Source organism: uncultured Winogradskyella sp., assembly GCF_947495255.1.
Classification (GTDB): domain Bacteria; phylum Bacteroidota; class Bacteroidia; order Flavobacteriales; family Flavobacteriaceae; genus Winogradskyella.
Map to the genome: position 1 here is coordinate 13,648 of NZ_CANLYI010000003.1, position 20,919 is coordinate 34,566.

23 protein-coding genes are annotated in these 20,919 nt (G+C 30.6%); 8 read left to right on the plus strand and 15 right to left on the minus strand.

What is annotated here, in order from left to right; genetic code table 11:
* Positions 1 to 97: 97 nt before the first annotated feature.
* Both Q0807_RS04830 and Q0807_RS04835 read right to left on the minus strand, forming a co-directional pair.
* Positions 98 to 922, minus strand: coding sequence for an ABC transporter permease subunit (locus tag Q0807_RS04830; RefSeq protein WP_299107017.1), 825 nt, complete (start codon positions 920 to 922; stop codon positions 98 to 100).
* An 81-nt stretch (positions 923 to 1,003) separates the two neighbouring features.
* Positions 1,004 to 1,906 (minus strand): ABC transporter ATP-binding protein, encoded by a 903-nt coding sequence (locus Q0807_RS04835; protein WP_299107019.1) that lies wholly within the window; start codon positions 1,904 to 1,906, stop codon positions 1,004 to 1,006.
* Positions 1,907 to 2,043: 137 nt separating this feature from the next.
* On the opposite strand from Q0807_RS04835, the gene Q0807_RS04840 reads away from it, so the two are divergent.
* Both Q0807_RS04840 and Q0807_RS04845 read left to right on the plus strand, forming a co-directional pair.
* On the plus strand, positions 2,044 to 3,105 hold the full coding sequence (locus Q0807_RS04840) for a hypothetical protein (RefSeq protein WP_299107021.1): 1,062 nt from the start codon (positions 2,044 to 2,046) through the stop codon (positions 3,103 to 3,105).
* Between the two features lie 12 nt (positions 3,106 to 3,117).
* Entirely contained in the window at positions 3,118 to 3,567 is a 450-nt protein-coding gene (locus Q0807_RS04845; RefSeq protein WP_299107023.1) for a hypothetical protein, read from the plus strand.
* Between the two features lie 60 nt (positions 3,568 to 3,627).
* Here the strand turns inward: Q0807_RS04845 and Q0807_RS04850 are convergent, their stop codons facing one another.
* The 7 genes from Q0807_RS04850 to Q0807_RS04880 form a co-directional block, all read right to left on the minus strand.
* Positions 3,628 to 4,143, minus strand: a complete 516-nt coding sequence (locus Q0807_RS04850; RefSeq protein WP_299107025.1) for a hypothetical protein — start codon at positions 4,141 to 4,143, stop codon at positions 3,628 to 3,630.
* Between the two features lie 25 nt (positions 4,144 to 4,168).
* Positions 4,169 to 5,185: a COX15/CtaA family protein gene (locus tag Q0807_RS04855; RefSeq protein ID WP_299107027.1), complete on the minus strand. Its 1,017-nt coding sequence runs from the start codon at positions 5,183 to 5,185 to the stop codon at positions 4,169 to 4,171.
* The gene (locus Q0807_RS04860; RefSeq protein ID WP_299107029.1) at positions 5,182 to 5,637 is read right to left on the minus strand and encodes a GNAT family N-acetyltransferase; all 456 of its coding nucleotides are present in this window, start codon (positions 5,635 to 5,637) and stop codon (positions 5,182 to 5,184) included. Before Q0807_RS04860 ends, Q0807_RS04855 begins: the two co-directional genes overlap by 4 nt.
* A gap of 4 nt (positions 5,638 to 5,641) precedes the next feature.
* Positions 5,642 to 7,054 carry a CCA tRNA nucleotidyltransferase gene (locus Q0807_RS04865; RefSeq protein ID WP_299107032.1) on the minus strand — a complete coding sequence of 471 codons (1,413 nt, stop codon included), beginning with the start codon at positions 7,052 to 7,054 and terminating at the stop codon, positions 5,642 to 5,644.
* A gap of 129 nt (positions 7,055 to 7,183) precedes the next feature.
* Positions 7,184 to 7,864: an acylneuraminate cytidylyltransferase family protein gene (locus tag Q0807_RS04870; RefSeq protein WP_299107034.1), complete on the minus strand. Its 681-nt coding sequence runs from the start codon at positions 7,862 to 7,864 to the stop codon at positions 7,184 to 7,186.
* A gap of 1 nt (position 7,865) precedes the next feature.
* Positions 7,866 to 8,570 (minus strand): sugar phosphate nucleotidyltransferase, encoded by a 705-nt coding sequence (locus tag Q0807_RS04875; RefSeq protein WP_299107036.1) that lies wholly within the window; start codon positions 8,568 to 8,570, stop codon positions 7,866 to 7,868.
* Between the two features lie 3 nt (positions 8,571 to 8,573).
* Positions 8,574 to 9,788, minus strand: coding sequence for a UDP-N-acetylglucosamine 4,6-dehydratase (locus Q0807_RS04880; RefSeq protein WP_299107038.1), 1,215 nt, complete (start codon positions 9,786 to 9,788; stop codon positions 8,574 to 8,576).
* Positions 9,789 to 10,004: 216 nt separating this feature from the next.
* On the opposite strand from Q0807_RS04880, the gene Q0807_RS04885 reads away from it, so the two are divergent.
* Positions 10,005 to 10,769 (plus strand): lipopolysaccharide kinase InaA family protein, encoded by a 765-nt coding sequence (locus Q0807_RS04885; RefSeq protein WP_299107040.1) that lies wholly within the window; start codon positions 10,005 to 10,007, stop codon positions 10,767 to 10,769.
* Here Q0807_RS04885 and Q0807_RS04890 read toward each other — a convergent pair whose 3' ends face one another.
* Positions 10,770 to 11,534, minus strand: a complete 765-nt coding sequence (locus tag Q0807_RS04890) for a glycosyltransferase family 2 protein (protein ID WP_173301551.1) — start codon at positions 11,532 to 11,534, stop codon at positions 10,770 to 10,772. It lies immediately after the preceding gene.
* 40 nt (positions 11,535 to 11,574) lie between these two features.
* Here Q0807_RS04890 and Q0807_RS04895 point away from each other — a divergent pair, with 40 nt between their 5' ends.
* A complete protein-coding gene (locus Q0807_RS04895; protein ID WP_173301552.1) occupies positions 11,575 to 12,399 on the plus strand; it encodes a glycosyltransferase family 2 protein in 825 nt (274 codons plus the stop codon).
* On the opposite strand, the gene Q0807_RS04900 is transcribed toward Q0807_RS04895, so the two are convergent.
* The 3 genes from Q0807_RS04900 to Q0807_RS04910 all read right to left on the minus strand — a co-directional run bounded on the left by Q0807_RS04900 (position 12,400) and on the right by Q0807_RS04910 (position 15,419).
* Positions 12,400 to 13,482 carry a CDP-glycerol glycerophosphotransferase family protein gene (locus Q0807_RS04900; RefSeq protein WP_299107045.1) on the minus strand — a complete coding sequence of 361 codons (1,083 nt, stop codon included), beginning with the start codon at positions 13,480 to 13,482 and terminating at the stop codon, positions 12,400 to 12,402. It abuts the gene before it with no gap.
* Positions 13,483 to 13,534: 52 nt separating this feature from the next.
* Positions 13,535 to 14,524, minus strand: coding sequence for a Stealth CR1 domain-containing protein (locus Q0807_RS04905; RefSeq protein WP_299107047.1), 990 nt, complete (start codon positions 14,522 to 14,524; stop codon positions 13,535 to 13,537).
* A gap of 79 nt (positions 14,525 to 14,603) precedes the next feature.
* The gene (locus Q0807_RS04910) at positions 14,604 to 15,419 is read right to left on the minus strand and encodes a 2,3,4,5-tetrahydropyridine-2,6-dicarboxylate N-succinyltransferase (RefSeq protein WP_299107049.1); all 816 of its coding nucleotides are present in this window, start codon (positions 15,417 to 15,419) and stop codon (positions 14,604 to 14,606) included.
* A 491-nt stretch (positions 15,420 to 15,910) separates the two neighbouring features.
* On the opposite strand from Q0807_RS04910, the gene ruvX reads away from it, so the two are divergent.
* The 4 genes from ruvX (at position 15,911) to mazG (ending at position 18,397) form a co-directional block, all read left to right on the plus strand.
* Positions 15,911 to 16,324, plus strand: a complete 414-nt coding sequence (ruvX, locus tag Q0807_RS04915; RefSeq protein ID WP_299107050.1) for a Holliday junction resolvase RuvX — start codon at positions 15,911 to 15,913, stop codon at positions 16,322 to 16,324.
* Between the two features lie 132 nt (positions 16,325 to 16,456).
* A complete protein-coding gene (def, locus tag Q0807_RS04920; RefSeq protein WP_299107053.1) occupies positions 16,457 to 17,047 on the plus strand; it encodes a peptide deformylase in 591 nt (196 codons plus the stop codon).
* 10 nt (positions 17,048 to 17,057) lie between these two features.
* On the plus strand, positions 17,058 to 17,486 hold the full coding sequence (locus Q0807_RS04925; protein ID WP_299107055.1) for a DUF5606 domain-containing protein: 429 nt from the start codon (positions 17,058 to 17,060) through the stop codon (positions 17,484 to 17,486).
* A 137-nt stretch (positions 17,487 to 17,623) separates the two neighbouring features.
* The gene (gene mazG, locus Q0807_RS04930) at positions 17,624 to 18,397 is read left to right on the plus strand and encodes a nucleoside triphosphate pyrophosphohydrolase (RefSeq protein WP_299107057.1); all 774 of its coding nucleotides are present in this window, start codon (positions 17,624 to 17,626) and stop codon (positions 18,395 to 18,397) included.
* Between the two features lie 270 nt (positions 18,398 to 18,667).
* Here the strand turns inward: mazG and Q0807_RS04935 are convergent, their stop codons facing one another.
* Both Q0807_RS04935 and Q0807_RS04940 read right to left on the minus strand, forming a co-directional pair.
* A complete protein-coding gene (locus Q0807_RS04935; protein ID WP_299107059.1) occupies positions 18,668 to 18,853 on the minus strand; it encodes a hypothetical protein in 186 nt (61 codons plus the stop codon).
* 18 nt (positions 18,854 to 18,871) lie between these two features.
* Positions 18,872 to 20,869, minus strand: a complete 1,998-nt coding sequence (locus tag Q0807_RS04940) for a DUF349 domain-containing protein (protein WP_299107061.1) — start codon at positions 20,867 to 20,869, stop codon at positions 18,872 to 18,874.
* Positions 20,870 to 20,919: the final 50 nt, after the last annotated feature.

Consider the following 20,919-nt stretch of genomic DNA (forward strand, 5'->3'; position numbering starts at 1 on the left):
TGTGCAGCATACACATAATGCATACAATATAACAACTAGAACTTAAAAATCCCTAGTTTTTGTACCGAAACATTTCTCAGCAATACTGATAAAGCTATTACAAATCTCGCTTTTTTAGTAATTGATACGATAAAAAGACGAAAATGGCTGTCCAACCTAACACAATAGCAATCTCATACCAATGTACAGCGTAGTCGTACATCATATTAGTTTTTTCAGGAAATTTGGTCATCGCAATTCTCTGAATAGGCTGGTTTATAAGATTCCACATAGATTGTAATGGCATAAAATCATGAATTCCATTGGCAATTGAATCGCTTAATTTCCATTTCATTAATCCATAAGTAATACTTTCTGTTATAAATAATAAGAACAAAAAGCCTAGAGCAAAAGCTGAGCGTTTTACTAACATCCCTAAGAATAAACACAGACTAAAAAAGCCAACTAATTTCACAAAATATGCTAATAAAAATTCAACCTCTCTAAAAACAATAGATGCTTCTGTATAACTAGAATAATACAAACCAATAAAGTATGTCGCTAAACCAATTAGTAGCGTTGCACACAATGAGAAAAATACAATGGTATAGAATTTTGATAAGATAAATTCCTTTTTACTTAAGCCATCAATAAGGTTTTGTTTCAGTGTTTTATTACTGTACTCATTTCCAATCATGCTCACTACTACAATAGCAAAGAAGAACTTAAATTGTGCTGCAAAAAACGTGGTTATATGCCAAATTATAGGAAAATTAAAAATGCCAAGTTCGCCTAATTCTAAAGTAAAAAAACCAAAGAAGTTAATTTTAATTGACGAAAGAATTAATACCGTAAAAGGTAGAATGAATGATATAATTATTAAAACTCTACTGGCTTTGTTTAGCCAAAGTTTTTGTAATTCGAGTTGTATAAGACGTAACATATTTTGATTGGTTTTTTGGTTGTATACATAATAGAATTTTACTTCTACAATGCATTTTGTAATACAGAAATTGTAATAAGTTTAATTCTCTTGATTGTCTGTTAACTGCAAGAACTGCTCTTCTAAACTTTCTTTTCTTTTAACGAGATGCGAAAGCAAAATGCCTTTTTCAAACATTAATTTATTCAAATCTGCAGCAGACATTGGTTCGTTTAAAAACGCAGTGATTAATTCCCCTTCAACTTTTACTTTTTCAATATTTGAATGTGATTCTAAAATACTAATTAATTCTTGATGCTTTTCGGCCTTTAATTCAAAGAAACCATGACTATTAATCATTTCATCAACACGGCCAGAATATAGTTTTTCACCTTTACGCAAAACCACTACATGAGAACATACTTTTTCAACCTCGTCTAATAAGTGGGAAGCCAATAAAATAGTTGTACCGTTTGCAGCAATATCTTTTATTATTTGACGTATTTGATGAATTCCTTGCGGATCTAAACCATTGGTTGGTTCATCTAAAATTAAAATTTCGGGATCATTAAGTAGGGCAGAAGCAATGGCTAAACGTTGTTTCATACCTAAGGAATAGGTCTTAAACTTGTGTGTTTTTCTGTCTAATAAGCCTACAATATCTAGTTTTTCGTCTATTTTGCTCTTATCTACACCTTTAATTTTACAAACCAATTTTAGGTTTTGTTCAGCCGTCATGTAAGGGTAAAAGTTTGGTCGCTCAATAATGGCACCAACTTGTTTTAAAGCGTCATGCGTAGTTGTATTGCCATCAAACCAATGAAAGTCGCCTTGTGTTTTGTTTACTACATTTAACACAATACCTAATGTGGTAGATTTTCCACTTCCGTTAGGCCCTAGAATACCATAAACATTGCCTTTATTTATAGTGAAACTTAAGTCTTTTACAGCTGTTAAATAGCCAAATTTCTTTGTGAGATTATTAATGGTAAGGATTGGTTCCAAAATAATTGGTTTTTGAGATACCTAAAAACACTTTATTTTTCATAAAGTAGCAGCTAGATATTGATTGGTTATGTAAGTAAGACGAAAGAGGCTTTTATTTGTTACAGTAATTTAAATAAAACTCTTAAATTTAGAGAATGAATGAAGATTTAAAAATATCGAAAAAGAAACCGACTTATCCTATATCTACTAAGTTAGATGCTTATTTAACGCATTACAATCGAAATATAAATTTGCCGATTTTTTATTCAGATTTATTGCGTTTTCAAGGTTCTATTGTGGTTTATGATAAGAATGATGTAGATACACTTTGGGTACGTGTTTATTATAATGATTTTGAACGCGACGAAATTGATTTAAGTTTAAAACGTGTGTATTCAAGTTTAATATCTGATGGTAGTGAAGGTATTTTAAAGTATTTAAGTGTTGATGCTATTGATTTTTGCACCTTCGGAAATTCTAAACCTTTTAGAGTTAAGGTTAGGAATATTTTAAATGATAATTACACCTATTTCTATATCAAGAAAGCAGATGCATCGCGTGTTTATGGTTTGGAGTTAGAACATATGTTGTCGCCACATAGTTTAAACTTTTTGGTGTGTAAGGAAACATTAATCGAAGAACATATTGCAGGAATTCCAGGTGATGAGTTTATTAAAAATTTGTTGCCAGATTGTAGTTCTTCAGAAAAATCGCAGATAGCAAAGGAGTTTGTTAAATTTAACGAGCGTTGCATGATTAGGCTTTTGGGAGATATGCGCTCCTATAACTATGTGTTTGTACCAATACATGATTTTGATCAAGTTGTTTTTAGAATTAGGGCAATAGATTTTGATCAGCAATGTTACGAAGGCAATTTAAAAATTTACAGACCTCAATTTTTTAAAGAGAATTTTAAGATGGTAGAGTTGGTAAAAGAAAAAATACAGAAAGAATCTGTAGATCAATATAAAATTGAAGAACGCTCTATTGTTGCTAAACGTATGTTGAGTTATAAAAATAGATTAAGACGATTGTTAGATTGTATGACACATGATGAAATATCAATAGAAAAACATATTGATATGATTAAAGAAGAAATCTTTGAGTATACACATGATGTTAATTTTAAGAAGAGCAAAAATATGGGTGAAGTTCTAAAACATGCACTCGATTTTGTTAAGCGTAATTATGAAGGTGTAGGTTTAAAGCAGTTATAAAATTCGCTGTAAATGTTAGATTTAATAGGGATGTTATTAAGCTGGAGGGAAGACTATAAATTTAGTAATATCGTAAAAGCTAGACGAAAATTTGAAGATGAGAATAACCTTCCTAAAAAAATAATGATTCATCCTGTTTGGAAACTTTTAGGAATCCTCGTGATTTTATTTTTTATTTTAAACTCAGTGATTGGGTATGTTTTCTTTTCCGATTACGGATTAAAACAGACGTCAGAAAAAATAGTAGAAATTAATAAGATTTTAGAAAAAGAAAGAACTGATATAGGGAATTACCCAGAAGAGTTAAAAATAATCATTAGAAATAATCCGCTTAGAAAAGACATAACCAAAGATTATTGGGGAAATGAATTGTTTTATAAGTTAGGAGAAAATGGAGATTCTTATGTCCTTATATCAAAAGGAAAGGATGGTATTCTAAAAACAAAAGATGATATAAAGTAAAAACTTGCCAAAACGATTAATTAAGGCAAGTCTGTATTATTTTGAGTAAAGAGGTAATTGTTAATTCCAGTTCTCGTCAAAATTTAGATTGTCATAATCGTCCAAATCTAAATCATCTTCAAATTCATTAAAATCATCATCTTCTTCAGCTTCAAAAGTTTTTTCAGGAGCTTCATCAGGTATTTGTCCATGCACATACATTAAATTAGGGTAGTCAGTTCCTTCAGCCTCTTCTACAATTTCGCCTAATTCTACATAGAACGTCCACATATTCATAAAATCATACAAGTATATTAAACGTGTAGATGCTTCATGAATCATATCTTTAATGATGGTAGTACTCATCATTTTTACTTCATTGCCAGCTTCGCTCATATCCATCATTGAGATTTCCTCTCCTTGATTCCATTCGTCGTCACTCATATAAAAAGAAGCTATTTCCATACCATCAAACCCAAAAGATTGGGTAATAACGTTGTGTAAATCTTCCATTGTGTCACTTTCACGAATCTCTATATCGCGGAACACATCATCTTCGGTATCGTTATCTAGGATAACTCTAAATCTGTAAATCATGCTGCAAAGTTAATAGATTTTTTAATTATTTACTGAAGCGATGTAAAGTAAATGTCATTGCACTTAATAAAATAAATGCACCAACTTGGTGTAGTACACCTAACCAAACAGGTACAGCTAAAATTAAGGTTAAAACACCCAATAAAAATTGAATACAAACCATTAATAAAAGCGCATTAATACCTTTCTTTTGAAAAGATGTTAATGATAAACGGTTGGCTTTATACCAAATTGCCAAGATTAATATAGCAACTAGATAAGCTAATGTTCTGTGTACAAACTGAACACCGCTTTTGCCTTCTAAGAAATTAAGATATGTTGGGCTTTGTTCTATAAATACGGTTTCGTGTATCCATTTACCTTCGCTCATTAATGGCCAATGATTATGAATCCAACCAGCATCTAAACCAGCAACAAAAGCACCATATATAATTTGAATGACAAGAATTACTAAGCTGATTCTTATAAAATTTCTTAATTTTTTATCAATAACTTTCTTATCAGGAAACATTAGATCTAAAGCTACCCAGAAAGTGTAAGCAAAGGTTAAGAACGCTGTAGTTAAGTGTGCGGCAAGTCTGTAATGACTAACATCTGGTCTGTCTACTAAACCACTTTTTACCATATACCAACCTAAAAACCCTTGAAATCCTCCCATAATTAGAAGAATCGTAGCCTTTTTTATAGTCGATTTTGAGAGTCGTTTTTTAATTAAGAAATAAACGAAAGGAATAAAAAATACCAAGCCAATAAAACGACCAATAACTCTGTGAATCCACTCCCAGAAATAGATATCTTTAAATTCTTCTATGCTGAAATGGTTATTAAGTTTTTGGTATTCAGGATATTGTTTATAAAGTTCAAAAGCTTCGTTCCATTCAACATCATTTATTGGTGGGATTGTACCAGAAATTAGTTTATAATTTGAAATTGATAAACCAGAATGTGTTAACCTAGTGATACCTCCAACGACAACCATAATGAAGATTAAAATGCAACCTGTAAGTAGCCAATAGATGACAGCCTTATTCTCTTTTTTCATCTTTTTATTTTTTTTTCAAAGCACAAACTATTTTCAACGCCTTTATATTGACCATAGTTTGTGATAATTTGATAATCATTTTTTTTATAAAACTGAATAGCTTCTTTTTGACGAACTCCTGTTTCAAGTACGCATGAAGAATAATTTAATTCATTAGCCCAGCATTCTAATTCAGTTAAAATTTGAGTCGCAATGGCTTTTCCTCTTGCTTCAGTAGTTGTAAACATTCGTTTTACTTCAACACTATTATCATTAAAATGTTTAAAAGCACCACATCCAGAAGGTTGGCCGTCTAAGTAAGCAATAACAACATGTTTTAGTGTGTTTATAGAATTAAACTGATTATAAAATTCATGCTCATCTCCATCTGTTGTCTTTAGATAAGCATCGAGTTGCTTAACTAAAAATATAAAGTCCTTGTTTTCTGAATTTGATCTTACAATTTTTATCATCTTATTAAGATATTTCAAGTCCTAATTGCTTTCCTTTTTTTAACATTAATTCAAAAGCCGCTGCATGTTCATTTGGGATTTCTCCTTCTAAAATAGCTTCTTTTATCGCTTCCTTAATTAATCCTATTTCTCTAGAAGGTTTTAAGTTGAAAGTTTTCATAATTTCTTCACCAGTAACTGGTGGTTGAAAATTTCTAACCTGATCGCGTTCTTCTACCTCCACAATTTTATCTCTTACCTTCTGAAAATTATTATGATATTTCTTAAATTTTTTAGGATTCTTAGTTGTGATATCTGCTTCGCAAAGCGTCATTAAATCTTCAACATAATCACCAGCATCAAACACCAAACGTCGTACAGCAGCATCTGTAACATCAGTTGCTAATACAATTGGTCTAGAGCTCATAAATACCATTTTCTGAACAAATTTCATTTTCTCATTCAGAGGCATTTTTAATCGCTTAAATAATTTGTAAACCATTTTTGAACCTACAAATTCGTGCGCATGAAATGTCCAACCAATTTTCTTATGGAATTTTTTGGTAGGTGCTTTTCCTATATCGTGTAATAATGCAGCCCAACGTAACCAAAGGTTATCTGTAGTTTGGGCAATATTATCAACGACTTCTAAGGTGTGATAAAAATTATCTTTATGTCGTTGACCTTCAATTTCGTCAATACCTTTTAGAGCTGTTAATTCTGGAAGAATGTATTCTAAAAGTCCGGTTTTTTCCAAATGAATAAAACCAATAGAAGGAACTTTACTTTCTATAATTTTATTAAGCTCAACTACAATTCGTTCTTTCGTAATTATTTTAATACGTTCCTTATTGTCTGCAATTGCTTTAAGAGATGCGTCTTCAATTTTAAAATTTAATTGCGTCGCAAATCTTATTGCACGCATCATCCTTAACGGATCATCACTATACGTAATGTTTGGGTCTAAAGGTGTGCGAATTATGCCTTTATCTAAATCGCTTAGTCCATTAAATGGATCTAGTAATTCGCCAAAATTGTTTTCATTTAAACTTAATGCTAATGCATTGATCGTAAAATCACGACGGTTTTGATCGTCTGCTAAAGTACCATTTTCTACAATTGGGTTTCTACTGTCTTCGTTATAACTCTCTTTACGTGCGCCAACAAATTCAATTTCAATATCATCATACCGTAACATGGCTGTTCCGTATGTTTTAAAAACTTGAACTTTAGGTTGGTTAGGTAGGTTTTTAGCTACTTGTTTTGCAAGTTCAATTCCACTGCCAACGGCTACCACATCAATATCTTTTGCATCACCACGTTCTAGTAAATAATCACGAACAAAACCACCAATAACATAACTTTCTACTTGTAGTTCTTCTGCAGATTGGGTAATGTATTTAAAAATACTGTGCTTTAATGCTTGTTTGTGGTTCATACTGATAATTGAATCAACAGAAATTCTTCAAATTAATTAAAAAACATACTGTTTTTTGAGCTGTGCAAAGATACGACACATGACTAATCTTTTAAAATGAATAACAAGCTTTTTAGAGCGTTTTTATGATTAAGAATCTTGAAGGTAGAATTCAGCAATTTTCCAGTCGAGAAGTGTGTCTAGGTCAAGAGAGGTTTCTTCAGACATTATGTATTTTTTTACTTTACTAAACGCTTTCATTTTATGCTGTCTTAATGAATCTGAATTTATCACATAGATTGCTCCATTAAATTCCCAAACATCAGGACAGTCTTGTCGTCTCGTATAGTTACCTTCTTTTGAAGGTTTAAGAAAACCATTGTCTTCTTCGTAGAGATTGTAATACGGATTGGCACTAGCTTGTTTAGCAGAAACGACCATGTCTAAAGCATTGTCATAAAGTTGAATACAGTCTTTTACTTGCTTTAGAGTTCTAAAAGGTGAGGTTGGTTGTAATAGTAAAATAGCATCATAAGTTTTGTTATTTAGCTTTTCATAAGCTTCTAATGCATGTAAAATGACATCTCGAGAATTTGCTGAATCTGTTGCTAATTCTGCTGGTCGTTTAAAAGGAATTTCTAAACCCAAATTTTTAGCAACAGTTATTATTTCGTCACTATCTGTAGTGAAACAAATATCTTTTATATCTGCAATTTGTATTGCAATATCTATACTGTATTTAATTAATGGTTTTCCGTTTAAAAGCTTAATATTCTTTTTCGGAATACCTTTACTTCCGCCTCTTGCAGTAATTACAACTAAAAAGTTCATCTTACAATTTTATGTTTTTTATATCTTCTTGTGCTTTTTTAAAATCTTCGGGTTTACCAATATCTAACCAATACTCTGAAATTGGATAATTTGTGATTTTTTTGCCCTTTTCTAATAAGACTTTAATTAAATCTGTAGCATCAAAAAATGTATTTTCGGGAATAAAATCAATGCATTCTTTTTTAAATAAATAAATTCCTGCATTTAAATTATAAGAATAAGAATGTTTCGCTTTTAACTGGGTTACATAAGCGTCTTTAGTTTCAATAACATCATGCGGAATTTTTACTTCATAAGTTATAGTTGCTACTAAGGCATCCCCTTTTTTTGATAAAAAATCATTAAAAAGTGCTTCGAAATTTACATTGGTTAATAAATCGGCATTCATAACTAAAACATACTCTTTATTCAGATTATCTAATAGTTTTAATGAACCAATTGTACCCAGCGATTTAGATTCTGAAATGAAATTAAAATCAATTTGATGCTTATTGTTTGCTTTAAAATGGTCTATTATTTGCTCTTTTAGATAATTGACAGAAATGTTAATCTGCTTTATATTGTTATGTGCTAAACGGTCAATATTGTACTCAATAATGGGTTTGTCACCAACTTTTAAAAGAGGTTTAGGCCTGTTTTGGGTTAAAGGCATTAAGCGATTACCTTTACCACCAGCCATAATAACAATATCTATTTTACTGTGCATTAATTACATTTTGTGATCTAAAAAAACACCTGTTTCTTTATGGTTAAAATTCGGTAATATTGTATGAAATATCGTGGTTATTTCGTCTTTTGTCCAAGATTTTTTTTCTTTGAGTTTCTGTATTGAGTTGGAAAAAGCATCTAGTTTATCATCAAGCGTAATATCAAGATTATTTTTAATAATACCAATAGTCTTATAAGTTTCTAAATCTAAGATTTCATTTTTAGTAAAAAATTCTTCAACATCTTTTTCGCCTGTTGTATCACTTTTGGTTAATAGATAAGGCCATTTTCCTTTTCGTGGTAAAGATTTAACTAATTGTCTTGCCTCATTTTCGTCTTTGCACAAATAAGGTTTGTAGCCTAGGTTTTTAATGCAGTTTATAGCGATATCCGCAAAGCTAATAAGATTTAAATTCTCATTTTGTTTCGGGAAAAATACATCTCTATTATCACCCAATAAACAAGACATTAAACATAGTTCTCCAGATTCTTTGGGTGTAATAAAATAGCGTTTAATATCGTTTGGCGCAACTATCGGTTGCTGTTTTTTAATCCGTTGTTCAAAGCTATGTAATAAAGAACCATCAGAGAATGCAACATTTGCAAAACGCGCTGTAGAGATAGTAATGTCTTTACTTTTTTGAAATAAAAACAATTCCAAAATACGTTTAGAAGCTCCCATCATATTCACTGGATCTGTTGCTTTATCAGTAGAAACGCAAAAGTATTTTTTTACACCTTTGTTTATAGATTGTTCAATTGTTTTTTTAGTGTTTAAAATATTTACATTTATCATTCTCATTAATGTAAATGGGTCTTCTTCACTGCGTACATGCTTTAAGGCAGAAAGATTAAGGACATAGTCGTAATATCCATCTGAAGCAATAAAAGCATCATATTCAACAGAACCAATATCTAAAGCAAAGGTTTTAAAATCACCATTAATATAACCTAAAGAACTTCTGATATCTCTAACTAATTCTACAAGATTATTCTCACTAATGTCAACGATGTGAAGTTTACTTGGGTTTTGCTTAAAAATGGCTTTAGTAACAGCTTGTCCGATAGTACCAGCACCACCAAGTACTAAAAATTTTGAAGATGAAATTATAGTGTTTATTTCGTTTCGATTCGCATTAACGTCATATTCAAACAAATCTTCATCTCTATTAATGAGGTTTAAAATATTATTTTGAAAAGTTTGTTTCTGAGTCATGATGTAAATGTTGCGATTGAAGTATTATAATTTCAAAAAAATAATTCATTCTTAGCGTTGTAAATATAAGGTTTAGCACTTGTGATTAAAAATCAATTTCCTATAAAATATAAGAAAACAAGCGAAAATGATTAAACGCTTTAATTGCATTAAAGTTGCATTAAGCATATTCACTCAAAATATATAAATGTTGTAAATTTGTTTAAAATAATTTAGGTGCAGCAGACTAAAGACATTCATAATAATTTTAGCAAACACGAGGCTTTTTTAGATGATATTATTATCAATTATGATAGTAAAGGCGAGGATTATGGAAACCAGAAAAGAAATTCTTTAAAGCTTTTTAAGCTTAACGATAAAACACTTAATGTGAAGTCGTTTAGAATTCCTAATGTCATTAACCAAATTGCATATCGTTTTTTTAGAAAAAGTAAGGCGCAACGTTCTTTTGAATACGCTAAACAGTTGCAAAGTTTAAATGTAGGAACGCCTCAGCCTATTGCTTATTACGAATTTAAGACGCTGTTTCTATTTAAAAAAAGCTATTACATTTCTGAACATTTGGAATGTGATTTAACTTACCGAGAGCTTATTCACGATTTTAATTATCCAGATTACAATACTATTTTAAGAGCTTTTACAAGATTTACTTTTAATCTGCATGAAAAAGGAATTAAATTTTTGGACCATTCACCAGGAAATACTTTGATTAAAAAAACCGAAAATGGTTATGATTTTTTCTTGGTTGATTTAAATAGAATGGAGTTTAAGCAATTGGGTTTTGAAGAACGCATGAAAAATTTTGCACGTCTTTCTAAATATCGTGAGATGGTAGAAATTATGAGCGATGAATATGCAAAATCCTATAACAAACCGTATAAAGAGGTTTTTGATTTAATGTGGAAAGAAGTTCAGGTTTTTAGAACTAAACACGAAGGTAAGCAACGTCTTAAAAAGCGTTTAAAGTTTTGGAAAAAATAACTAAGCGTTTTTAGTTTTTTGTAAAGACCTAAGTTTACTGTATTTTAAGAATGTAATTCTGGCCGTTTCTTTACATATCACAAAACCATTATAGCCATCTAAAAACCCAAGTCTTATAATATAAGATTTAAAAAAGGCCCAAACAGGATTTAAAATTAGTTTCCAGATTGGTGCTTTCTTCCCTAATTCGAAATACGATTGCGCTGAAATTGAAGAAAAATAGTCCGTTTTTTTGCTAAATTCTGAATACGATTGATACGTATAATGTAAAATATCGCCTTTTAATTTTCCTGCTTTTGAAGCTTCAGAATTAAGACTTACGGTTTCATGGATTTTATGACCTGTCCATTGGGCTTTTTGTCTGTCAAAAACACGTAGCTTTTTATTAGGATACCAGTCAGAATGTTTAATCCACTGACCACAAAAATTATTGAAACGATTAGCGTAATAACCATCAAATTTCCAATTAGATTTTAATTCAATTATCGACTTCTGAAGCGTTTCGGATAAAGCCTCATCGCCATCTAAAGATACGATATGGTCATATGCAGCTTGTGTTAGTGCAAAATTCTTTTGTTCTACATAACCTAAGAATTTTTGTTCAATAAATTTCACATTAAAACGCTCACAAATTGCTTTGGTGTTATCTGTAGAAAAGGAATCCACAACAACAATTTCATCTACGACATCGACTAAAGATTGTAAACATTTTTCAATGTTGCGCTCTTCGTTAAAAGTTATAATAACTCCAGATAGTTTTAGCATCGTTGTAATTTCTCAGCTGTAAAAATAGTATTTTTGTGTTATGCAATCTAATCCAAATACTTCTGTAATTATAAGTACATATAATCAGCCCGAATGGTTAAGATTAGTTTTACATAGTTATAGCTTGCAAACAGCAAGTGATTTTGAAATCATTATTGCAGATGATGGGTCTGATGAGCGTACAAAAGTTGTTATTAAAGAATTTACTGAGCAATCTAATTTAAACGTTATTCACGTTTGGCAAGAAGACAATGGATTTCAGAAAACTAAAATATTGAATAAAGCCATTGTGGCTTCAAATTCTGATTACCTCATTTTTACTGATGGAGATTGTATTGCTCGTAAAGATTTTGTAGAAACACATCTTAATTTACGTCGAAAAAAGTGTGCACTTTCAGGAGGTTATTTTAAGTTAAATGAATCTATTTCAAAAGATATTACAATAGAAGATATTTCTCAAAAAAATTGTTTTGATCAAGATTGGTTAATCTCAAAGGGTCAGTCTAAAAGCTTTAAATTAAATAAGTTAACCAAGTCAAAAACCAAAGCTAAACTTCTAAATGCGCTAACTCCAACAAAAGCAACTTTTGATGGCATGAATGTCTCTTGTTTTAAAGAAGATATTTTAGCTGTAAATGGTTTTGACGAGCGCATGCAATATGGGGCAGAGGATAGGGAAGTAGGCGAACGTATGATGAATAATGGGATTAAGTTTTTACAAGTACGTTATAGTACAATCTGTGTGCACTTGTTTCATCAAAGACCTTATAAAAATGAGGAGAATTTAAAATTGAACAATTCCATTAGAAAAGAAACTAAGAAAAGGAAATTACGATTTACCGACTTCGGAATAGTAAAAAAGTAATTATTTGACAGTAATGGTATAGGGTTTATTGTAACTTTTAAACGTAAAGTAGCCCAAACGTTTTCTTATTTTGTATTTCCTTATAAGGTTTAAAGGCTTGTTTTTTATATGCGTTTTGTCTTGGTGTAAATAGGTAATACAGGCTTCTATAACGCGCTGACTAGATTTGCCATCATTATAAGGGTGTAACTGATTGATAAAAATTTCAATATTTTTTAATAAATTTTCAGGGTAACTTAAGGCATATTCAAATCGCTCTTCTAGTTTAGCTGCGTCATTTACATGAATTAAATAATCATGATTGAATGTATGATTAAAACTTACTACAGGTTTCTTTTGAAGTAAAAACTCTTGAATAGCTGATGTCGTATCTGCAAACATAATATTTGCTTTTTTAAAAAGAGGCACTAAATCTGTAGTGTCGTAATACTTAAAGTGTTTTCCTTCTAAACTTTTCCATTTCTCTTTGGTTTCAATAGGTAATTTAGGATGCAATACCATAATGAAATTGTACTTCCTAGATTGCGCTAATATTTTAATAGTTTCAAAAACATCATTATTCAAAGCTAAACTTAAGCGTTTACTAAATGTTGAAGCAATCATTATAGTCGGAAGACTATTTTTTTCTTTTTTAACAATAGGAAATAACGGGTCTACTTTGCTCCAGCCAGTTTCTTTTACCTCAAAATGTGGATGTTTTTTTTGTTCTGCTTTAAAACCAGATGTGGTTGTTGGACCTTGAGTACAATACAAATCAAAAAATCCACGAATCCTGTAGTGCGAAAAACTGTTATTACCTTCAGGGCGTTTTTGGGCATTAAAACCATGAAATATCTGAACTTTAAGTCCAGATATAAAATCAGGAACATCATTAGTCGCAGATAAAACAATATGCGGTTTATAATTTACAACATCTTTTATGGTATTTAAAACGTTGCTTTTATTTTCTAATGCTAACTTTCCATCATTAAGATCACTATACCACATTACAGTATCACCTCGTCTTAAAATTTCTACCTCCAAAGGATTACCTATGGGAAGTGCGTAACTGTAAGATATGTATATTAGAAACTTGTAATTCATGAATATTTGAATGAATAAAGAAGAATTATAGATTTTTAAAAGCTTCTAAATACTAATTAAACGTCAACTGTTTATCTATCCAATTTAAGATGTAATTTAAACTTTTATCATCTGCCATGTCTAAACTTTGAAAAGTGATAAATATTTTATTCTTATTTTGTTCAAACCCCTTTAACTTCAGTTTTGTAATAAATAAATTCTTGTAATTTCTAAAATAAGTTAATTGCGCATTATTTCTGTAATGAAAAGTCTTCTTTTTAATCTCTAAATGTTCAGATAGAGAGGATATAATAAACTGATTCTCATTTCTAAATCTGTGTTTAATATTTTCTTCCAAAAGATTCTCATTATCTTTAAAGAAATTTTCTAATGTTGATTTTCTGAGACATACAGGTGTGTGAAAACGTCTTATGTATCTTTCAGTATTAGCTATTTTTGCACTGTTTTGCTGTAATTTTTTAAAGCTGTAACCTTTTTTATCTGGCTTACCTAAAAAAGATTTAAACTTTAAATAAAACGTTCTTAGTTTTCTTTGTTCGTTAAATTTTTGCCATTGACCTCTAATAATTGGTTGTCCATCAATAAAAAAATCATTAACGGCTACATTACTCATTATAAAAGTGTCATCATTGAAAATAACAAAGTGTTCTGATAAATTTGGAATATTAAAAAGCATTGAGCCGATAGAGCATGAGTTAAAGCAAGGTAGATATTCTTCATGTCCACTAAAAATAATTTTATGGTCAATAATTTGAAGATTTATACCACGGCTTTTTGCTAAAGACTTTAAGGATTCAAATGCCTCGGGTTTTTGATTATCCGTTACTAAATATATGTTTTTAAAAAAAGGAGCAAATTTTATTATAGATTTAATAGCTATGTCAATTTCTCCGATAGAATTGTATCGCTTTTGATGTTTTTTTGACGAGAAATCAATTTTAGTTTCTGAATAAGTGTTTATTTTTTCTTGCCAATATTTATCGTTACCATTAACCCAAGTTATAACAGCATCAATTGAAATATTAGTTTCTAATTTATTCATATTTGTATTTTGGTTTAACTTGTAAAATCATCAAAAAAATGAATTTATTAAGTTAAAAAATATTTAATCTAATTCCTAATTATACAGCCACATCATACTCGCGTAAAGCATCATTTAAAGAGGTCTTCTTATTAGTGCTTTCTTTTCGTTTTCCAATGATTAATGCACAGGGCACTTGGAATTCGCCAGCAGCAAATTTTTTAGTGTAGCTTCCTGGGATTACAACAGAGCGCGCAGGAACAACACCTTTAGTTTCTATAGGTTCGTCACCAGTAACATCAATAATTTTTGTGCTCATAGTTAATACTACATTGGCACCTAAAACAGCTTCTTTTTCTACTCTTACGCCTTCAACAACTATGCAACGCGAACCAATAAAAGCACCATCTTCAATGATAACAGGAGCAGCTTGTAAAGGTTCTAAAACACCACCAATACCAACACCTCCAGAAAGATGAACATTTTTACCAATTTGCGCACAACTACCAACAGTTGCCCAAGTATCTACCATAGTACCTTCATCTACATAAGCACCTATATTTACGTAACTTGGCATTAATATAGTACCTGCAGAAATATAAGCACCATGTCTTGCAACGGCATGTGGTACAACTCTAATTCCTTTTTCTGCATAACCGCGTTTTAGTGGAATTTTATCATGATATTCAAAAATACCAACTTCAAAAGTTTCCATTTTCTGAATTGGGAAATACAAAACAACTGCTTTTTTTACCCATTCGTTCACTTGCCAGCCGTCTGCAGTTGGTTCTGCAACTCGTAAGGTACCAGCATCGACAAGGTCTACAACGCTTCTAATAGCATCAATAGTTACTTTATCTGTTAAAAGTGAGCGATCTTCCCAAGCATTTTCTATTACTGTTTGTAGTTGTTTCATGTGTATATGTTTGTTAAAATGATATATAGATTAATCTATTCTGATAATAATTAAACTATTGGAATCTTTGTTTCAAATTTATGTCAAATAAAAAAATAAACTCAAATATAAGTCCATATGTTACCATCAAAAAATATTTTAATTTCTTTTTGATATAAATGTGACCTATTTAAATTGTAAGTGTCTTAATACTAGTTAAACGGATGATAATTTATTTCTAATAACTTTATCTGAGAATTTAATTAATAGCTAATTTAGAAAACCCCTTTCCCCTTATTTAAGGGGTTTTCTTTTTTTTTTATAATGAGTAAAGTGTGACCACATTAAATATTGTGTGTCTTATTAGTAATTAATGAAGTGATTTATTTTTTAGAGGGAATAAAATCATAAAATTGGTTTGTTTAGATTGGTTATCTATAAACGCTTCCTTAAAAAGGAAGCGTTTTTTATTTAGGCATACTAAAGAATAGAATTACATTATCTTTGCAATTATGGGAAGAATTTTAGCCATTGATTACGGAACAAAGCGGACAGGTTTAGCTGTCACCGACGAAATGCAAATTATTGCATCAGGACTTACAACTGTAGGAACTAAAGAATTGCTTCAGTTTTTAAAAGACTATGTATCTAAAGAAAATGTAGAAAAAATTGTAGTTGGTTTGCCAAAACAGATGGATAACACAGCTTCAGAAAGTGAAGTTTATATTAAGAAGTTTTTAGTGCAATTGGCAAAAGCTATTCCGGAAATCCCAGTAGATCGTGTAGATGAACGTTTTACTTCAAAAATGGCATTTCAAACTATGATTGATAGTGGATTAAAGAAAAAACAAAGAAAAAATAAAGCTTTAGTTGATGAGATTAGTGCAACTTTGATTTTACAGAGTTATCTAACTAGTGTTCAATAAAATTATAAAGTAAAAAGTATTAGAACGTTTCGTTCTTTTGATTTAACGTGAAAAATCATTAGAATTTAGTTTTTTAAATTTTAAATATTATCCACGATTTTTGATACTTTTGCACCCGAAAATAAACGAATTATGATTTTACCAATCGTTGCATATGGTGACGCTGTTTTAAAGAAAAAAGCAATTACCATTGATAAAGATTACCCAAAGTTAAATGAACTTATCACTAATATGTACGAAACTATGTATGGTGCTTATGGTGTTGGTTTGGCTGCACCTCAAATAGGATTAGCAATTCGAATGTTTTTAGTAGATACAAGTCCTTTTGCTGATGATGAAAGTTTTTCTGAAGAAGAACAAGAAGAACTTAAAAACTTTAAGAAGACATTTATTAATGCTCAAATTTTAGAAGAAAATGGTGAAGAATGGGCTTTTAATGAAGGTTGTTTAAGTATACCAGATGTAAGAGAAGATGTCTTTAGACGACCAACAATAAAAATTCAATATCAAGATGAAAATTTTGATACACATGTTGAAGAGTATGATGGATTAATTGCCAGAGTTATTCAGCATGAATATGATCACATTGAAGGTGTTTTGTTCACGGATAAATTATCATCATTTAAAAAACGTTTAATAAAAGGACGTTTAGCAAATATTGCAAAAGGAAAGATTAAAATTGATTATAAAATGCGTTTTCCTCTTATGAGTAAAAAACGTTAATACAAAATATATGAGCTTAGAGAAAATTTTATCCATTTCTGGAAAACCAGGTTTATACCAAATCGTTACACAAACTAGAACAGGTGCTGTTGTTGAGTCTTTAGTGGACAAAAAACGTATTACTGTTGGTGCACATAGTAACATTAGTATTCTTAGTGAAATCGCTATTTATACGTTAGCAGAAGAAGTGCCTTTAAGAGAAGTACTTAAAAAAGTAAAAGAAAAAGAAGGCGGAAACGCAACTTCAATTAGTCATAAAGATAGTAAAGATACGTTAGAAGAATTTTTCTTTGAAGTATTGCCAGATTATGATGAAGATAGAGTTTACCCTTCAGATATTAAGAAAATTGTGCAATGGTACAACTTGCTTCATAAAAACAATCTTTTAGATAGTTTAGACGAAGTAAAAGAAGCAAAGGATACTTCAGAAGAGGAATAAAATATCCTAAAGTCTTGTCGAGTTAAGCGTAACGCACAAACATTGTATCGAGAAACTTATTCAATTTTATGTTTCTCGATACAAAATTCCAATAGAGGAGTTTCACTCGAAGTGACGTAAATATTACTATTTTTTTTATGTCTGATAAAAAAGCCCAATTAAAAGCCTTTGAGCGTTTGTTAATTATCATGGACGAGTTGCGCGAGCAATGTCCTTGGGATAAAAAACAAACCATGGAATCTTTGCGTCATCTCACCATTGAGGAAGTTTACGAACTTGGTGATGCTATTCTAGATAATGATTTAGAGGAAGTTAAAAAGGAATTGGGCGATGTATTACTTCATATTGTTTTTTATTCTAAAATAGGAAGCGAAACTAATAACTTTGATATTGCAGATGTCTGTAATAGTATTTGTGATAAGTTAATCAGTCGTCATCCGCATATTTATGGAGATGTTGTGGTTAAGGACGAAGCTGAAGTAAAGCGTAATTGGGAACAATTAAAGCTAAAAGAAGGTAAGACAAGTGTTCTAGAAGGTGTTCCAAAAAGTTTGCCAGCTATGGTAAAAGCAAGTAGAATACAAGAAAAAGTTGCAGGAGTAGGTTTTGATTGGGAAGAACCAGAACAGGTCTTCGCTAAGGTAGAAGAGGAGTTAGCAGAATTAAAAGTTGAAATAGCAAAAGGTGATCAAGACGCTATTGAAAGTGAATTTGGAGATGTTATATTTTCAATGATTAATTATGCACGTTTTCTTAAAGTAAACCCTGAAAATGCCTTAGAGCGTACTAACAAAAAATTCATTAAACGCTTTCAATATCTAGAAAGCAAAGCCAAAGAATTGAATAAGTCCTTAAAAGACATGTCACTTTCTGAAATGGATGTCTTTTGGGAAGAAGCAAAATCTTTATAAATCTTTACTATATTTTAAATCATTAGCATTGGTGTTGTACCTATGGATTACATCATTTATATAATGTTAAAGTTATCTAAAAATAGAATTTCAAACATCTAAAAGTAAATTCTGTGCGTAATTACTCTATATAAAAGCCAATACGCTTTTATTTCTTAGTAGGAAATCTTAATTATTATTTTAAGCGGTTGTAATTAAGGTTAAATTTAGTTTAGTTAGGGCAAAACCCATCTGTTGAAACAGATGGGTTTTGATTTTTTTAAGAGTATTTTATTTCACTTCGCCTTTCTTCTTTATTTTAGAACCAATTATATAGCTTGAAAAAGCTATTAGTGCAGTAATAATATATTGAACAAAGTCTATTTCGGTATTAGCTTCTGCCATTACCGCATTGTAAGTTAAGTAAGCTGCGGTTGGAAAAGCAATAATAAAATTTCCTAATAATTTGTTATCCATAAAATTTTAAGCAAAAGCTTAAGAATACATTCCACGCACCTTTATCAACTTAGCTTTCCAAGTGTCTAAATCTTTCTTGTGGTTAGCAATGTTCTTATGTACATCTTTTACTAATGGATTGTCTGCTTTTACATTAGAGAAAAACTGTAAGTTATTTTCTAATTGATTTATTTCAGACTTAATCTCACTCATACGTTTTTTGATAAAATTATATTCATTATCAAGTAATCTTGTATCATCAGGATTGGCAAGGTTTTCAAGTTTGCTGTCAAACTTTATCATCTCTAATTGAGCCTTGTCCATTTTTAATTTGTCAAAAGTATCATCGATAGCTTTATAGAATTTTCCATCAATGTAACGCTTGTTTTGTGGTACATGTCCGATTTCTTTCCATTCAGCAATCTTAGCTTTAAGAATATCAATATCAGCTTTTGGATCTTCAGTAAGTTCCATGGCTTTTAAGGCATCTAAGAGCTTAACTTTTTTGTCAAATGCATCAAATAGATGTTGGTCCTCAGCTTTTCTTGCTGTATGCATATTATCAAAATAATGATTACAAGCATTCTTAAATTGCTTCCATATTTTATCGCTATCACGTCTAGGAACATGACCAATTTTTTTCCATTCATTCTGAATTTTCTTCATCAATGGAGTAACCGTCTTAAAGTCATCACTATCCTTATTGTCTTCAGCAATTTGGATTAATTCCTTTTTCTTTTTGAGGTTATCGTATTGGTCTTTCTTTAAATTTTTGTAAAAGCTGTTTTTTCCTCTATTAAAAGTTCTAACAGCATCTTTAAATTTAGCCCAAGTAGCTTCATTTACTTTAATTGGCACTTTTCCTGCCTTAAAGAAAGCATCTCTTAAAGCTTCAATTTCTTTTATTTTTTTCTGCCAAGCGCTATGTGAATTGTTTTTATCCTCAGCAATGGCTACTATTTTAGCAATGATTTCTTCTTTGCGCTCAAGATTTTTTTCGTGAGCTTTATCCATGTCAGCATAATAAGCCTGACGTTTATCATGTATTGCTTTTGTTGCATTACTAAAACGTTCCCAAATGGCTTCTCTATGTTCTTTACCAACTGGTCCAAGTTCTTCTTTCCACAATTTGTGTAATACTTGTAATTCTCTAAATGAACGATTGGTATTTTCATCTTGTGCTAATTCTTCAGCACGTTCAATGATTTTTAATTTCTGATCATAGTTATGCTTAAAATCCATATCTCTCAAATCATTATTGAGATGTAAAAAGTCGTAAAAACGCTCTACATGATGATGGTATGTATTCCAAGCGTTATTATATTTATCTCTAGGTATTGGACCAGCATTTCTCCATTTCTCTTGCAGTTCTTTGAAGGTTTTATAGGTTGTACCCATATTTTCTTCAACACTAAGCAAGCCTTTAATATCCTCAATGATTTGTAATCTATTATCTAGATTTGACTTTAAGTTTTGCTCACGCTCTTTGTAATAAGCGTTTATAGATTGTTTGTATTCTTTATAAAGCGAATTGAAATTCTTTTTGGTATCGTTAGAATAATAGAAATCCATATCCACACCACCATCCGCAATAAACTCTTCCTTTTTCTCTTCTAAAAGTTCACTGAATTTAGCATTGAATTCTGTTTTGATTTCATTGATGTTTTTAGAAATCGTCTGAACTTTATGATGCTTAAGTAGTCTATTGAATTCTGTTACCAACTCATCCATTGACATGGCATGGTAATCCTTTTCTTCAACTTCATGGCGCTCAGCATTAGACTCGTCTTCTGCATCTTCTGCGTTTGAAGCTTCAATTTCATCAACATGCTCTTCTTTTGGAGACTCTGAGGTTGTTTCTGTTTCGGCTTCCACCTTAACGTCTTCAGTTTCTGTTATCACGTCATCCTCAGCAGATTCAGTTCTAACTTCAGCTTGATTTTCAACATGTTGTGTTGTTTCTTCTATTGGAGTAGTCTCTGTAGATTCTACTTCGTTTTTTCCATCTGCTTCTAGCAGGTTATCATTCTCAGACATATGTCAATTTTTTTATAGGAGTTAAAGATACTAACAACTGTTAGAACTAC